This window comes from Candidatus Latescibacter sp. IFSED24 (genome assembly GCF_058273205.1).
The window spans coordinates 275,699-290,483 of record NZ_CM177850.1 but is presented as its reverse complement, the minus strand read 5'-3'; the positions used below and the strand labels follow the sequence as shown (position 1 = coordinate 290,483).

General features: G+C 68.4%; 13 protein-coding genes. 3 read left to right on the top strand and 10 right to left on the bottom strand.

Going from position 1 to position 14,785, the window contains the following annotated elements; genetic code table 11:
* Nucleotides 1–59 precede the first annotated feature (59 nt).
* Nucleotides 60–482 (top strand): EamA family transporter, encoded by a 423-nt coding sequence (locus IFSED24_RS01125; RefSeq protein WP_491333390.1) that lies wholly within the window; start codon nucleotides 60–62, stop codon nucleotides 480–482.
* Here IFSED24_RS01125 and IFSED24_RS01120 read toward each other — a convergent pair.
* From IFSED24_RS01120 to IFSED24_RS01080, 9 genes are all read right to left on the bottom strand, one after another.
* On the bottom strand, nucleotides 468–2,441 hold the full coding sequence (locus IFSED24_RS01120; protein WP_491333389.1) for an ATP-binding protein: 1,974 nt from the start codon (nucleotides 2,439–2,441) through the stop codon (nucleotides 468–470). The genes IFSED24_RS01125 and IFSED24_RS01120 overlap by 15 nt on opposite strands.
* Before the next feature lie 25 nt (nucleotides 2,442–2,466).
* Nucleotides 2,467–2,898: a hypothetical protein gene (locus IFSED24_RS01115; protein WP_491333388.1), complete on the bottom strand. Its 432-nt coding sequence runs from the start codon at nucleotides 2,896–2,898 to the stop codon at nucleotides 2,467–2,469.
* Nucleotides 2,899–2,907: 9 nt separating this feature from the next.
* A complete protein-coding gene (locus IFSED24_RS01110; protein ID WP_491333387.1) occupies nucleotides 2,908–4,194 on the bottom strand; it encodes a hypothetical protein in 1,287 nt (428 codons plus the stop codon).
* Nucleotides 4,195–4,210: 16 nt separating this feature from the next.
* A complete protein-coding gene (locus IFSED24_RS01105) occupies nucleotides 4,211–4,693 on the bottom strand; it encodes a response regulator (RefSeq protein ID WP_491333386.1) in 483 nt (160 codons plus the stop codon).
* A 16-nt stretch (nucleotides 4,694–4,709) separates the two neighbouring features.
* Nucleotides 4,710–7,835, bottom strand: coding sequence for a cyclic nucleotide-binding domain-containing protein (locus IFSED24_RS01100; protein ID WP_491333385.1), 3,126 nt, complete (start codon nucleotides 7,833–7,835; stop codon nucleotides 4,710–4,712).
* Between the two features lie 3 nt (nucleotides 7,836–7,838).
* Nucleotides 7,839–8,624, bottom strand: coding sequence for a sensor histidine kinase (locus IFSED24_RS01095; RefSeq protein ID WP_491333384.1), 786 nt, complete (start codon nucleotides 8,622–8,624; stop codon nucleotides 7,839–7,841).
* A gap of 4 nt (nucleotides 8,625–8,628) precedes the next feature.
* Nucleotides 8,629–9,420, bottom strand: coding sequence for a pseudouridine synthase (locus tag IFSED24_RS01090; RefSeq protein WP_491333383.1), 792 nt, complete (start codon nucleotides 9,418–9,420; stop codon nucleotides 8,629–8,631).
* A gap of 32 nt (nucleotides 9,421–9,452) precedes the next feature.
* A complete protein-coding gene (locus IFSED24_RS01085) occupies nucleotides 9,453–9,764 on the bottom strand; it encodes a DUF503 domain-containing protein (protein WP_491333382.1) in 312 nt (103 codons plus the stop codon).
* Between the two features lie 124 nt (nucleotides 9,765–9,888).
* Complete coding sequence (locus IFSED24_RS01080; RefSeq protein WP_491333381.1) at nucleotides 9,889–11,685, bottom strand: T9SS type A sorting domain-containing protein; 1,797 nt, start codon at nucleotides 11,683–11,685, stop codon at nucleotides 9,889–9,891.
* A 241-nt stretch (nucleotides 11,686–11,926) separates the two neighbouring features.
* Between IFSED24_RS01080 and IFSED24_RS01075 the strand changes: the two genes are divergently transcribed.
* Entirely contained in the window at nucleotides 11,927–13,501 is a 1,575-nt protein-coding gene (locus IFSED24_RS01075) for an MltF family protein (RefSeq protein WP_491333380.1), read from the top strand.
* Here the strand turns inward: IFSED24_RS01075 and IFSED24_RS01070 are convergent.
* Nucleotides 13,498–13,845: a carboxymuconolactone decarboxylase family protein gene (locus IFSED24_RS01070; RefSeq protein ID WP_491333379.1), complete on the bottom strand. Its 348-nt coding sequence runs from the start codon at nucleotides 13,843–13,845 to the stop codon at nucleotides 13,498–13,500. The two genes, IFSED24_RS01075 and IFSED24_RS01070, sit on opposite strands and share 4 nt — an antisense overlap.
* Before the next feature lie 118 nt (nucleotides 13,846–13,963).
* Between IFSED24_RS01070 and IFSED24_RS01065 the strand changes: the two genes are divergently transcribed.
* A complete protein-coding gene (locus tag IFSED24_RS01065; RefSeq protein WP_491333378.1) occupies nucleotides 13,964–14,728 on the top strand; it encodes a sulfite exporter TauE/SafE family protein in 765 nt (254 codons plus the stop codon).
* Nucleotides 14,729–14,785: the final 57 nt, after the last annotated feature.

The following is a 14,785-nucleotide window of genomic DNA, read 5'->3' as shown; positions in this document are numbered from 1 at the left end:
GCCAACTTGGACGCCGCCCGGACCACCGGGCGGCGTTCCTCTGCCGTGGAGGCTGACCAATGAAACCACAGATCCTGGCCCTGATCACCGCGGCCGCCTGGGGCCTGGGCGGGTATTTCGAGAAGAAGGGGCTGCACCTGGGCAACCTGCCGCCGCAGGTGGGCATCACGCTGCGCACCGCCGTGGCGCTGGTGGTGCTGGGGGCGGTGAGCTGGCCGCAGCTGCGGCTGATCCCCCAGGCCGGCGGCAAGGCCCTGCTCTACCTCGTGGTCGGCGGCGGCGTGGTGGCGGGTTCGGTGGGCATGCTGTGCTTCTATGCCGCGCTCAAGGGCGCTCCGCTGAACCGGGTCATGCCCGTGGCCTTCACCTCGCCGCTGTTCGGGGTGCTGGCGGCCATGATCCTGGGCGGCGAGCCCCTGACGATCAAGACGGGGCTGGGCATCCTGATGACCGTGGGCGGAATCGTCCTACTGACCCTCTGAGGCCCGGCCGGCCAGCGCCGGTGGACGGACCGGCAGCTCCACGGTGAAGACGCTGCCCCGGCCGACCGTGCTCTCGGCGTCGATCCGCCCGCCGTGCTCCTGGACGATGCGCGCCGCGGTGACCAGCCCCCAGCCCAGGTGGACCCGATCGCGGTCGGTCTGGAAGCCGGGTTCGAAGAGCCCCGCCAGCTTGTCCGCCGGGATCCCCCGGCCCGTGTCGCCGACCGTGACGCGCACCCAGCCGGAGCGCGGCACCGACGTCGTGATGGTCAACGTCCCCTGCTCGCCCATGGCCTCCACCGCGTTGCGGATCAGCGCCAGGAAGAGCTGATTGAGCTGGTCGGGATAGCAGAGGATGCGCGGCAGGTCGGCGAAGTCGCGCTCCACCGAAATCCCCTCCCGGACGCCCCGACACATCACCGTCAGGGTGGTGTCCACGAGGTCCTGCATGTCGGCTTCCTGCAGCTGGGCCCGGTCCAGGGCGGTGAACCGCTTCAGGCCGCCCAGCAGTTCCTCCAGGCGCCCGGCCGCCTCGGTGGTGCTGCGGCTGCTCCGCTCGAGGGCGTCGAGCGCGTGGCCGAGGCGAGCCGCCGCCGCGTCCTGGTCGACATGCAACGCCACCTGCTGGCGCAGGATCTCGGTGCTGCGCTGCGTTAAGTCGCTGCCCGAGACCAGCACCCCGAGGGGCGAGTTCAGCTCGTGGGCCAGGCCGGCCACGAGGCGGCCCAGGCTGGCCATCTTCTCGGACTGGATGATCCGGTCCTGCGCCAGCCGCAGCTGCTCCTCGGCCTCCTTGCGCGCGGAGATGTCGCTGATGGTGCCCACCATGCGCCTGGGACGGTGGTGGTCGTCCCACTCCACTGTCCGCCCCTTGATCTGGACCCAGGCGAAGGTGCCGTCGTGACGGCGCAAGCGCGCCTCGAACGAGGCCTCCTTGCCGTCGGGCAGATCCTCGTTGAACATCCGCCGCACCGCATCCTGGTTGGCCAGCTCCATCATGCCTTCCATCTCGGCCATGGTGGTGGGCTTCTCGTCGACGGTGTAGCCGAGGATCGCCGCGAAACGGTCGCTGCAGTAGAACTGGCCGCCGGGCAGGTGGATGTCCCAGATCCCGTCATTGGCCGCGTCCAGCGCCAGCGCCAGCCGCTCCTCGCTCTCGCGCAGCGCGTGCTCGATCTCCTCGCGGCGCGCGATGTCGGCCTCGAGCGCGTGCTGCATCTCGCGGAAGCTGTCGGCCAGCATGCCCAGATCGTCGTCGGAACGGTAGTCGATGTCCTGGTCCAGCTCTCCGCGCGCGATGGCCCCCGCCGCCTCGCGGAGCTTGCGCAGCGGATTGACGATGGAGACGATCACGCCGGTGGCCATGAGCAGCAGCAGGACCACGGTGCCCACGGCCAGGACCGTCACCTGCCGCACCCGGCTGGACAGGCGCGTCCGCGTGTCCATGAGCGCCGACCGCATGTTGCTGACCTGGGCGCTGGTCAGCTGGTTGAGCTGAGCGCGCAGATCCTCGAACGAACGGTTCATCTCCGCGGCCTCGGCGAGCAGGTCCGGCGGCGTCGCGGCGATGTCCTCCTGGGCGATGAGCTGGTAGGTCACCCGGTGGGCCTGGGCATAGTATCGCTCGAAGGTGGCGGTCAACCGGGCGAGCGCCGCGGGTTCCACCGTCTCGATCCTTCTGCCGGCCTCGAGCAGCTCGCGGAAGCGGTCGGCCATGCGGTCGGTCTCGGCCACGAGATCGGGATCGCTGAGGCTGACGGCGGTGTCGAGGGCATGGCCGATGCGCAGCGATTCGGTCTCCAGGCCGTGGCTCAGGTTCACCGCGGTGAAGAAGTCCGATTGCAGGCGCTGGATCAGGCGGTTGCCCTCGCGGAAGTTGGCGAAGGCGATGGCGAACACCACCACGAAGACCACGGCCGTCAGAACGGGCAAGGCCAGGATGCGGTAGGTGAAGCGCACGAGGATCCTCCGGGTGGTCGCGGGGTCAGTCGAGGGTCAGGATCTTCAGGCCGGTCAGATCGCTTTCCGGCGGCAGGAACCCGATGGCGCCGGGCGTCTCGCGCAGAAACGCCGCCAGTTCGGCGGCGCCGGCGAAGGCCCTGGGCGGCTGCCCCTTGCCCGTGAACACCATCCGCTTCCAGTACACGCTGAAGTTCTCCGCCGATCGCTCGAGCATGTCGTTGATGAAGACGTCGTCCACGTCGTGCTCCTGCAGCAGCACCGGCCGGATCATCAGCCCGCCCGACCAGCGCGTCGCCTTGCCGAGGTAGATCCGCTGGAGCTGGCGCAGGGTCAGCGTATCCTCCGGCACCTCCGCGTTGGCGACCACCACCAGCGAGGCCGCAGGGTCGGCGACGACGGCCGGCCCGGCGGCCAGCAGGATGGTGATCAGCAGGAGTGTCGAACGTCGCAGCATGCCTTCGCCCTAGAAGTGGAAGGTGGTCTTGGCGGTCCAGACCCGCCAGCGCTCGGACGCGGTCTCGCCCGCGGCCAGATCGTCCCGGTCGGCCAGTGCGGCGCCGTTCATGTGATGGTACTCGAACTTGATCAGCCAGTGTCGGTTGAGGTCGCAGCGCACCGCCAGCGCCAGATCGTGCTGCCAGGCGTAGTACTTGGGCAGTCCCCGGTCCTCGAATTCCTTGCCGTCGCGCGCATCGTGGTCGGGATAGTAGGTGGACCAGTAGGTCTGGAAGGCCCAGCGCTGGTCGAGCTGGAAATCGGCGCTGGCGTACCAGCCGGCGCTCGTCACCTCCCCCATGCGCATGTGCGAGACTTCCGAGGTCAACGTCCAGCGGTCACGGTGGTATTCGAGCGAGGCGGTGGTCACCTCGCGGAGGTCCAGGTCCGCCACCACGGTCTCGGTGTAAGGAACGTAGGCGGGGACCGGTGTGCCCTGCTGGAGCATCACGTCGTAGCGGAGGCGACCGGTCGCCTCGGCGTCGCCCTCCATGTAGGTGCCGCCGACCCGCAGTCCGCTGACCGGTGTGTTCCAGATCACGGCGCCGCCGAGGATCCAGGGCACCGCCAGTTCGAGATCGTCCACCGTGGCGAGGGCCGCGCTGGCGCTGTCGGCCGGCAACCCGTACATGGCGGCGACCTGGCTGGCCACCGCGTCCGCGTAGTTCGCGCCGGCCTCGCGGTAGGCGCGCTCGGTGTCCCGATGGCCCGCTTCCGGCACGTTCAGGCTGCCGAACGAGACCTCGTAATCGAGGTCGCCCCAGCCGCCCAGCGCGATGTTGCCGTAGAGCCCGATCCCCTCGTAGGCGATGAGCAGTTCGCGGTCGATCTCCGAGTAGACGCTCTGGGGCAGCAGCACCGAGGTGCGCGCCATGTCCACGTCCCGGGACTGGTTGTAGAAACCGTAGGGCAGCTTGATCTTGCCGGCGCGGACGCCGAGCTGGTCGCGCCAGCGGAAATCGCCGTAGGCCCAGTCCACGACCACCGCGCTCCGCTCGCGCGTGCCGAAATCGCGTCCCAGCAGCTGGATGCCCACCCGCACCCGTTCCAGCGGTTCGGCCGAGACGATGAGCGCCGCCTCGTTGAACTCGCCCGAGCCTTCACTGGCCCGCGGCATGAGGTAATCGTTGTCCTCGGAATTGAGATAGCCCTGGCTCACGAAACCGCCGAGATAGACCGACGAGCCGAGGTCGGCGGCCGGCGCCGTGGCCGCGGCGGCCGCCATGACGAGGATCACTGCCAGTCTGCTCCGCACACCCGCCCTCCCGTGGCTAGATGAAGGCCCGCAAGATGTCCTGCTGCAGATCGTCGAGCCGGCCCGCGGCCTGATCGGCCTCGGCGATCTTCTCTTGCAACACCCTCAGCAGATGTCGGCGCTCGATGGCGTTGCGGATCACCAGCAACAGGTTGGCGTTGTCCCATGGTTTCTCCAGGTACTGGAAGAGTCCCACCTCGTTGATGGCGCGGATGGCGTTCTCCTTGTCGGCGTAACCGGTCAGGAGGACCCGGGGCGCCCAGGGCTGGACCTCCTTGAAGCGTGCCAGCAGATCGATGCCGTTCATGGCCGGCATGAGGTAATCGGTGATCACCAGGTCGAAATCGACCTCGCCGGCCCGGGCCAGGGCCTCCTCGCCGCTGCTGGCGGTCTGCAGCCGGTACTCGGTCTCCAGCTCGAGGAGCGACGACAGGCTGGCCAGGACCATGGCGTCGTCGTCCACCAGGAGGATCCGGTTGTCGCGTTCGTTGAACTCCATGCGGGCGATCTCCGGTTCAGGCAGCGCGCGAGGCCAGCTGGCGCAGGCGACGGGCCACCGATTTCAACAGGCTCTGGGCCACGTCCACGTCCTCGGCCATCAGGTCGGCGAAATCCTCACGGTCGACGCGCAGCAAGCGGCACGGGGCCACGGCCACGGCGTCGACCATGCGCGATTCCGCCTCGAAGAGCGCCCAGGCCCCGAAGGCCTGCGGCGACTCGGCCCGGGTGATCTCGTCGCCACCGCGGCGCAGGGAAACCCGGCCGTCGACCACCAGGTACATGGCATCGCCCGGGTCGCCCGCGCGATAGATCACCTCGTCCTCCGCGGCCGTCACCTCCTCGGCGATCAGGGCGATGGCCGCCAGGTGTTCACTGTCCACGGCGTCGAAGTGGTCGACACCTTCGAGCAGGATGGCCTTCTCGATGGTCGTGAGCATTGTACTCCTTCTTCCGTCGGCGTCCAGGACCATGGCGGCGGTCTCGGCCGCCAGCGGCGGCCCCTCCCGTCTGATGATCTCGAGACGGTCATGCAGTCGATCGGCCGGACTGACCGCCTGGATGGCGCAGCAGCGCAACCAGAGTTCCTCGCTACGGACCAGCTCGTCCAGCGCCGCCTTCCGATCGGCGCGCCGCCAGCGAGGATCGATGTCGAAAAGCGTGAGCAGCAGGATCTTGTGGCGGGGAGCCAGGATGTTCTCCAGGAATTCCTCGGCATCGGCGCGACGGCGGCGATCGTCGCCGGCGAAACGCAACCAGGCGCCCATGATGTCGCGGTGGTCGTAGCGCAACGCCAGGAGCTGGAAGATCCGCTCGTGATGCCGGTGCCGCGTCTCTTGCAGGCAGCGCCGCAACAGTCGGTCGGCGGGGTCCTGGCGGGCCGGTCCGAGGCGGGTGGCCAGTTCGAGAAGGCGCCGGGAAGCCGTCACCTCGACCCGGATCAGGCGGTCGACGATCCGGCCCGAGAACCGGAGCCCCGACTTCCGCTCACGCAGCCGCAGCAGGACCGACAGCATGAGGCCTCGTCGATCAGAGCTGGCCGATTCGATCCGGGCCAGCAGCGCTTCCACGGTCCGCTGGTACGGCAGGCGGGTCAACGCCCGCACGGCCGCCAGCCGCACGGGCATGGCATGATCTCCGGTGGTCAGGATGGGGACGAGGGTGGGGATGGCCACCGGGCCATAACTGGTGAGGGCTCGCCTCGCCCAGGAGCGCAATTCGCGCCGCTCGAGCAGGTGGGCGAGGGGCTCGAGGTGGCGGCGGTCGCCCCGCCGCGCCAGTCCCATGATCGCCGCACCGAGCACCCGTGCTTCCTGTTCCGACAGCAATGCGCAGAGAGCGGTCAGTTCTCCCGCCCAGATCCGCCCCATGTACTCGGCGATGGCGACCCGGTACCGGCTGGGCTGAGGCGGCGCGGCGTGGAGCTGCTGCTCGAGATCGGCCAGGAGTAGTGGCGCCGGCAGCGGGGCATCGTGGGGAAGACGGGCCAGGTAGAGCAAGCCGCTGCTGCGCGCGGCCAGATCGCCGGCGAGCACGCGTCGCAGTGCGGGCTCGCCGCCCTGGCCATGGAGGTAGGCAGCGGCCAGACGGCCCGTCTCGGGATCGGGATCGTCGAGGAGGGCGGCCACCCGCTCGGTGTGGCCGCCGGTGTTCTGATCGACCAGCAGGCCCAGCGCCCGCTGCCGCACCTCCGAGGCGGGATGATCGAGGAGGTCGCCTACACCCGCCGGCAGATCGGCGGGCGCCACGCTGCGCAGAACCGACAACGCATAGCTCACCTCGCGCGCGCCATCCGCACCCAGCGAGGCCTCGAGGGTCGCCAGCACCTCGGGCCCGCGCAACCGTTGCCGCAGATCGTCGCGTCCGATGTCCCGCCGCGCCACGGCCTGCCGGAAGGCCTCGATGTACTGCCGGCGCATGCTCACCGCAAGGCCGAGCCAGACGACCAGCAGGACCAGGACCACCACCGTCGTCCCACGCGACGAGAACCCCAGCACCGAGGTGGTCAAGAGCAGGAGCAATCCGGCGACGCCCCGGCTGCCGCGCTCGACGAAGGTGTCGATGAAGACCTTCACGCGCCGCTTCAGCCCCAGGGGCAGCGGCAGGTAGAGCAGCTCACGACTGGTCTTGTCGAGCGAGTACTTCAGGCCCATCTCGCTGCCCCTCAGGATGGCGGCGGCCGCGAGGCCCGGAGCCACCAGCAAGGCACCGGCGCCGATGGTCAACAGGCCGGGCAGCACCAGGAGCGAGGTCCCCACTCCGATCCCCCGCATGAGTCGCGTGGTCAACAGCAGCTGCAGCAGGAGGCTGGCCAGGTTCATGCGCGCGTAGAAGGTCCCCAGATAGGCCAGGAGCTGGTCGGATCCCGGGTGCGACGCCACGGCCGCCGACTTGAACAGGAAGTCCACGAAGGTCGACACCAGCATGGACACCGAGACGATCCCCATGATCAGCAGCAGGTGGCGCGACCCCGCGATCTCGCGCCACATCAGGCGGTCGGGATGATCCTGGTCGCGGGTGCGCCGGGAGGGTGTCGGGTCGGGCCGCCGTTGCCTCAGGGCCAGTCCGGCGAGGGCGAGGGCGACGGTCCAGACCCCGGCACACAGCAGGATCAGGTCCAGCGAATCGAGACCGGCCGTGCGGGCCAGACGGCTGGCCACCCAGCCGCCCAGGGCCGCGCCCGCGATGCCGCCCAGGCTGAGCAGCGGGAACAATCGCTTGGCTTGCTGCGCATCGCAGAGCGCACCGCCCAGCAGCCAGAACTGGCTGGCCACCAGGCCGCCCGCGATGCCCGCGAAGGCATAGAAGAGGTAGTTGGCCGCGACCGAGGGCATGGTCAGCAGGAACCGCCAGGCCACCAGGCCGAGCACCAGGAAGACGAACGAACCCGTGAACAGGGTCCCCAGCCCCCAGCGCCGGCTCGCCCGCCCGTAGACCAGCGACACGGGAACGGCCACCACGGCGGTGAGGATGAAGGCGAAAGGCAATTCAGAGGAAGAGAAGGTCGACAGGAAGAGGCTGTCGCGTGCCGGCTTGAGCAGATAGACCCCGAAGAGCGTGAGCGCGTAGGTTCCCGACAGCAGGATCGTGAGCGGCAGATCGCCATGTCGCAGGCCACGGAGAGTGCGTGCCAGATCGCGCATGGCTCAGGCCAGGGGCAAGGTCACGGTGAAGACCGCGCCGCCGGCGGGCCCGTTGGCCGCGGTGATCCGGCCGCCATGCTTCTCCACCGTTCTCTGACAGATCATCAGCCCCACGCCGGTGCCGGTCTCCACGCACTTGGTGGTGACCTGCTCGGCGAAGAGTCGCGGCAGGACATCGGCCGGGATGCCGGGGCCGTCATCGGCCACCTCGACAACCGCGTGACCGTCGTGTTCGCGCACGGAGAGCGTGATCGTACCCTGGCCGTCGAGGGCCTGGATGGCGTTGCGCAGGAGGTTGAGGAAGACCTGCCCCAGCATCACGCCATGGCCGCGCACCGTGGGCTGGGCGTCGAAGCGCCTCGTGACCGTGATCTGCTGCTTGAGCTGGTGGTCCAGCAGCAGCAGATCAGCCTCGAGCACCGCGATCAGGTCCACCGGCTCCACCGGCTCCATCAACTCGGGTCGGCCTGCGATCCGGAGCACCCGCACCAGTGCCTGGACCCGTTCCAGGCCGACCTGCAGCACGGGACGCCCCGCCTCCAGGTGGCTGACGAGGGTCCGCAATTCTTCGTGATCACTGCTGGAAAGCGTGGGTCTGGCCACCAGTTCGGCCAGCTTCTGCTGACACCGGAGCATGCTGTCGCATACGCTGGCCACGACGCCGACCGGCGTGTTCAACTCGTGGGCGATGCCCAGCAACAGGCGCCCCATGGTCTGCAGGTGTTCGTCCTGGATCTGCTGGTCGTCGGCTCCCACCGGCGGTTGGGATGGGTGTCCGGGGTCCTGCATCGTCTCAGCCTTTCTTGCTCAGCCCGGCCAGGTCTCGCACCTCCGCCGGCTCCAGATCACGATACCGGCCCGGGGCCAGTTCGCCCAGGTTTACCGGACCGAGTCCGGAACGCACCATGCCCAGGACCTCGTGTCGCAGCGTGGTCAGAACCGCACGGATCTGGCGCGTATGGCCGGCCTTGAGGGTCAGGGCGAGCCTGCTGCGGTCCGGGAACTGTTCCAGCAGGCGCACGCGATCGGGCTTGAACATCCCCACGCCCTGCAGATTCATGCCGGTCTGGATCACGTCGATCTCGAGTTCGGTGACCTTGCCTGATACAAGCACCTCGTAGCGGCGTTCCAGCCGGTGGCTCTCGGACACGAGACTGTTCCACCAGATGTCGTTGGAAAGCAGCAGCATTCCCCGCGACCGGGCATCCATGCGTCCGGCCGGCTCGAGACCGATCTTCAGCGGCGGCAGCAGGTCGCCGATGCAGATGACCCCGGCCCGGGCCTGGCATTCCACGCCGAGCGGTTTGTGGAGCATGAGGTAGGTCCGTGGCGCTTCGGCCAGCGGCTTGCCGTCGAGGGTGACCTCGTTCGCCGCCGAGACGGCCCGTGCGGGATCGGTTTCGACCTTGCCGTCCACCGCCAACCGACCCGAGCGCACCAGGGCCTCGGCACGCGGACGGGCGCCGTAGCCGGCACGGGCCAGCACCCTGGCGAGCCCCTCGGGTCGGGCCGGGCGCCACGAACCATCGGCACGAATGTAATCGCGTCGCCAGGGCGCAACGACCGGTGGGCTGAGATCCGTCAATGGTCCTCCTCCTGGGGCCGGTGTCCGGCCGTTCAGAGGCTCGAGAAGGAATCCTGGTGCAGTTCACGGCGAATGTCCGCCACCTCGAACTCGCTGGCGAAGAGGACTCTCTCGGCCGCCGCGAGTTGCTCGTCGAGCCCGCTGCTCGTGCCGGACACCGCGCTGATGGCGAGGAAGGCCCGTTGCCACAGGTCGGTAGGACCGATCTGGGCCACGGCCAGCCGGCGGTTCAGCAGGCGCTGGACCAGCGCTTGCAAGGCCTGGCGCCGGTCCTTGATGCTCCGCGCGTGGGGCAGCCGCAGATCGGCGATCAGGGTTCCGGTGTGGATCCGTACGTCGTCCATGGCCTCTCCCGTCGACTGCGAAGGTTAGCGCACCACGGCGTCGATGTCACGAAATCGGAGGGAAACAGCGAGGGCCCCGGTGCTCGACCGAGGCCCTCGTCGCAGCAAACCTGCGATCAGTCGATCACTTGGCCAGCACCAGCTTGTGGCTGGCGACGTGGTTGCCGCTGGTCAGACGCGCGAAGTAGGTGCCCGAGGCCAGCCCGCGGCCGGCGTCGTCGTTGCCGTCCCAGATCACGGTATGGGTGCCCGCGCCCAGGTTGGCGTTCAGCAGGGTGCGCACCTTGCGGCCGGAGATGTCGTAGACGTCCAGCCGGGTGGCCGCCGCGCCGTCGAGGCTGAACTTGATGTTGGTGACCGGGTTGAACGGGTTCGGATAGTTGCCCGTGAAGGCGAACTGCGGCACCTCGTCGCCCACGGCCGAGCTGGTGGCGTCGACCTTCTCGACGGTGATCGAGTAGGGCATGCTGCCGCCGATCTTGTTGGCGTTGCCCACCTGGAAGCCCGCAGTGTAGGCGTCGCCGAGATCGTAAGGCACGTCGAAGACGCAATCGTTGTTGGCATCCAGCTCGATGAAGTAGATGGCGCCGTTGCCCGTGTTGTAGGCCTCGGTGACCACGCAGGCCAGGGTCATGCGGGCGGTGTCGTCACCATCGAAGGTCACGCGCAGGAACTTGCCTTCCTCGTTGATGGAGTTGCAGCGGATGGAGTTGGCGGCCAGATGGGCCACCGTGCCGCTGCGCGAGTTCGGGTAGGAGGTGAACGTCTGCGTGGACGCGCCCGTGGGATAACGGTCGCTCTCCTCGTAGCCGGGGGCGATCTGCCAGCGCACGCCGGTGGCGAAGTTCCAGGCCGTGAACTGGTTCCAGCCCTCGGTCAGGCTGCTGCCATAGTCGATGAAGATCTGCTCGTAGGAATCCAGGACGGTCTGGCCCATGTGGGTCTTGCGCCAGTTCCAGAAATCGACCACGAACTGGACGTCGAAGTTCTGGCTCATGTAGTGGTGCCAGATGGCGTCCTCGTAGCCGCCGGGGCCCAGGGTGAAGTTGTCCAGCGAAGTCTGCGGGCTGGTGATGGCGCTGTAGCTGCCCATGTACCAGAGGTAGTCGTTGACGTAGGGGTAGGCGATATCCTCCATCCAGGTGGCGTCGATCTCCTCCCAGGCGCCCTCGGTCCAGCGGCTGCCGGCGTACTGCGTGGAGTGCTTGAACTCGTGCGCCGCGGTCACCTTGGCCGCGCCGATGGCGTCGCCCTCGGGGTCGTCGTTGGGAGCATAGCCGATGAAGTCGTTGTCCATGACGATGCGCGTCATGCCCGGCGGGTTGGACACGGGCTGGGTGTAGCCGTAGACGCCCGACAGGTTGGTCAGGGTGATGCTCATGGTGGGATAGGACGCGCTGAACGGCGGCGACTGGAAGCCCAGGGTGTTGCACTCGTACTCGAAGGAGTAATCGAGGAACTCGCCGATGCGCTCGACGTAGTCGGGCACGCCGTTGCCGTTGCTGTCCGTCAGCGGCACCGTGTTCGGATTGCCGGCTTGGGCGGTGTAGTTGATGCTGAACTTGCCGCTGAGGCTCACCCAGTTATCCCGCGTTCCACCATCGGGCGGGGCGAGGTAACTCTCGATGGCCTCGGCGATGTCGCCGCGCAGGTCACGCTGGACCGCCAGGTACTCCCTGACCAGGGGCGTGGCGCACTTCATGGGCGCCTTCCAGGTGGGTTGCAGGTCCTCGGGGAGCTTGGCACGATCGAAGCAATACTGGAACTTGAGGAGGAGGGCCTCCTCACTGGACAGCTCGCCACGATCGACGCGCTGCTGGACCTGGAGGAGGAATTCCTCGACACTGTCGACTGCCGCGTGGGCCAGGCCGGCAGAAAGCAGGATGACCGCCAGGGTCCCGAGCAAGAACCTGAACTTCATGGCTACTCCTTGTGATCACGTGTTTTAGACGATCCGCGCGACCGCTGGGCGAGGCACGAGCAGGGAGCTTGACGCAAGGGTGCCCCTCGGTACACGATTTCCTCTCCAGGGAATTATATCAAAATTGTGAGGCCTTTTCACCCCTCGAAATTTCGGAGCGATCCTCGTTCTTTCCAGGCAGGGCAGGTTGTGGTAGAGGATTGACAGTCACTGGAGAGAGTTCACCTCCAGAAAGATGCACATGATTCCTGATAATCGCCACATCGCTAGGCCCTGGTATCGACCGGGCTGGTTGGTGTCGATCGTCGTCCTGGCCGCACTGACAGCCTGCGAGCGCATCGAGGATTTCGGCCGTTACCAGGGTCCGGCCAGCCAGGGCCCCGCAGTTCCCCACCCCGCCCTCGATCGCGACCTGCCCGAGATCCGCGCCGGCGGCACCATCCGCATGCTCACGCGCTACAACGCCACCAGCTACTTCGTCCACCGGGGCGGCCAGGCCGGCTTCGACTACGAGCTCTTCCTGCGCTTCGCCCGCCGCCAAGGCCTGGCCGTGGAGGTGGTGATCCCCGAGCCCGGCGAGGATCTGGTCAGCCTGCTCAACAGCGGACGCGGCGACGTGATCTGCGCCGGCCTGACCCGCACCGCCGACCTCGACCAGTTCGTCGAGGCGACCCGCCCGGTGACGTTCGTCCACAAGGTCGTCGTCCTGCCGCCGGAGGATCAGCGCCCCGCTACCCTGGACGCCATGGCTGGCCTGACGATCACCGTCCCGGCCCACGATCCTTTCCTCGGCGAACTGCTGCGCCTGCGCGACCGCAGCGGCCTGGACATCACGATCCAGGCCGGCCTGCCGCTGGTGGAGATGGAGGAGCTCATCGCCCGCGTGTCGCGCAACGAATTGCCGGCCACCGTGGCCGACGACGTGGTGGTGGACGCCGTACGCTCCTACCTCGATGGCGACGTGCGTCTGGGCCCGGTCCTGGGCGACCGCCAGCCGGTGGTCTGGCTGGTCCGCCGCAACAGTCCCGAGCTGCGCGCGGCGCTCAACGAGTATCTCAAGGAGAACTTCCGCCTGATCCCCGGCGGCGCCGAACGGCGCAGCCAGGACTACGGCATCATCTACGACCGTTACTTCCGCAACCCCCGCTCGATCCGCAGCTTCCAGCAGGAGGCCGACCGTCCCGATCTGAGCGGCCGCATCTCGCGCTTCGACGAGCTCGTCCGCAGCCAGGCCGCGGCGCAGGACCTGGACTGGCGCCTGGTCACCGCGCTCATCTACCAGGAGTCGCGATTCTATCCGCGCGCCGTGAGCAAGGCCGGCGCCCGCGGCCTGATGCAGGTGATGCCCGATTTCTCCGGACCGCAGGTCGACAGCCTCTTCGTGCCCGCCGCCAACGTCCGCGCCGGACTGCGCCTGCTCAAGGGGACCTGGGACGGCTTCGCCTACCTCGACAGCCTCGAGCAGATCCGCTTCACCCTGGCCACCTACCACGCGGGCATCGGCCACGTCACCGACGCCCGCCGCATGGCCATGGACCTGGAGCTGGACCCCAACCGCTGGGAGGGGTCGCTCACCGAGACCCTCCCCCGCCTGGCGCAGCGCCGCTGGTACAGCCAGACCCGCCACGGCTACTACCGCGGCCACGAGACCGTCCGTTACGTCGAGGAGATCCTCAATCGCTACCGCATGTACATGCGCCTGGTCCCCCTGGACCCCGACGCGGCGGCACCGGCCGATTCGCTGAGCACCGCGGCCGCCGACAGCGCCGCGTTCGCGGCGCTCCGGGACACCGAGCCGCCGGACGAGGAAGACTAGCCTGCGGCGCCCAGCAGCTCGTCGAGCAGCTCGCGGCCCCGCCGGATGTGCGGGATCACGATGCTGCCGCCGACGATCAGGCCGATGTCGAACGTCTCCATGATGGCCGCCTCGTCCGCCCCCTCCTCCAGCGCCTGGATCACGTGGTAGGCGATGCAGTCGTCGCAACGCAGGACGAGGCTCGCCGCGAGCCCGAGCAGTTCCTTGGTGCGCGCGTCGAGGGCGCCGTCCTTGTAGGCGGCGGTGTCCAGGTTGAAGAAGCGCTTGGTGGTGGTGGTGCCGGTCTCGAGCAGACGCTCGTTCATCTTCTCACGATAGGCGCGGAAAGCCTCCAGACGGCCCATGGCTCGACCTCCCATGATCCGGGGAACGCGTGGATTCGATCCCCGGCATGATAGCCGACCGTGCCGCCACGACCAGCCTGGTATTGTGCAGAAGCTCCGGCGTGACCATCTTGGCGCCATGCCCGAACTCGTCTTCACATCCTGGCTCCAGTTCTCCGTGACCTGCGCCGTCATCCTGGTGGCGCAGATCATCTACGTGGTGTTCGGCTTCGGCTCGGGGCTCATCGCCGTGGGCACCCTGGCCCTGGTCTTCCCCGAGATCCGCGACGTGGTGGTGCTCCTGCTGCTGGTGGTCCTGCCCGCCGAGGTGGGCGTGATGGCGGGGTCGTGGCGCCGCATCCGCTGGCGCGAGGCCGGCGGCCTGCTCTGCGGCGTGGTCCCCGGCGTGCTCCTGGGCGCGCGCGTGCTCAAGACCGGCTCTCCCACCCTGGTGCTCACGGTGCTGGGCGCGTTCCTGGTGCTGGTCTCGGTGGTCTTCCTCGTCATGCGCGACGGCGCCCGCGTGCGCTGGCCGCGCTGGATCATCCCGCCCACCGGACTGGTCTCGGGCGTCCTGACCGGCCTGTTCGGCACCGGCGGCCCCCCGCTCATCGTGTATTACCATCTGGCGGGGCTGGACAAGAGCGGCTTCCGCGGCAACCTCATGGCCGTGTTCGTGGCCATGACCCTGCTGCGCGTGGTCAGCTACACGGCCCAGGGCATGATCACGCTGCCCCGGCTCTGGTCGGGACTGGCGCTGCTGCCCATCTCGCTGCTGGGGGTCTGGATCGGGCAGCGCATCCACGTGGAGGTGCCCGAGCGGCTGTTCCGCCAGATGGTCAGCGGCCTGCTGGGAGCCATCGGTCTGCTGCTGCTGGTGCGCAACCTGGGGATCCTGTCCTAGCGGCTTGCCATTGACGTCCCCACGCCGGCGGCGCACCATCCGGGGAACCCTGTACCG

What these genes read in the sequence shown, in the direction of transcription:
- IFSED24_RS01105 (WP_491333386.1), bottom strand. Translation starts at nt 4,693, where the DNA reads ATGGAGTTCAACGAACGCGACAACCGGATCCTCCTGGTGGACGACGAC.
- IFSED24_RS01085 (WP_491333382.1), bottom strand. Translation starts at nt 9,764, where the DNA reads ATGGACGACGTACGGATCCACACCGGAACCCTGATCGCCGATCTGCGG.
- IFSED24_RS01080 (WP_491333381.1), bottom strand. Translation starts at nt 11,685, where the DNA reads ATGAAGTTCAGGTTCTTGCTCGGGACCCTGGCGGTCATCCTGCTTTCT.
- IFSED24_RS01115 (WP_491333388.1), bottom strand. Translation starts at nt 2,898, where the DNA reads ATGCTGCGACGTTCGACACTCCTGCTGATCACCATCCTGCTGGCCGCC.
- IFSED24_RS01100 (WP_491333385.1), bottom strand. Translation starts at nt 7,835, where the DNA reads ATGCGCGATCTGGCACGCACTCTCCGTGGCCTGCGACATGGCGATCTG.
- IFSED24_RS01125 (WP_491333390.1), top strand. Translation starts at nt 60, where the DNA reads ATGAAACCACAGATCCTGGCCCTGATCACCGCGGCCGCCTGGGGCCTG.
- IFSED24_RS01095 (WP_491333384.1), bottom strand. Translation starts at nt 8,624, where the DNA reads ATGCAGGACCCCGGACACCCATCCCAACCGCCGGTGGGAGCCGACGAC.
- IFSED24_RS01075 (WP_491333380.1), top strand. Translation starts at nt 11,927, where the DNA reads ATGATTCCTGATAATCGCCACATCGCTAGGCCCTGGTATCGACCGGGC.
- IFSED24_RS01065 (WP_491333378.1), top strand. Translation starts at nt 13,964, where the DNA reads ATGCCCGAACTCGTCTTCACATCCTGGCTCCAGTTCTCCGTGACCTGC.
- IFSED24_RS01070 (WP_491333379.1), bottom strand. Translation starts at nt 13,845, where the DNA reads ATGGGCCGTCTGGAGGCTTTCCGCGCCTATCGTGAGAAGATGAACGAG.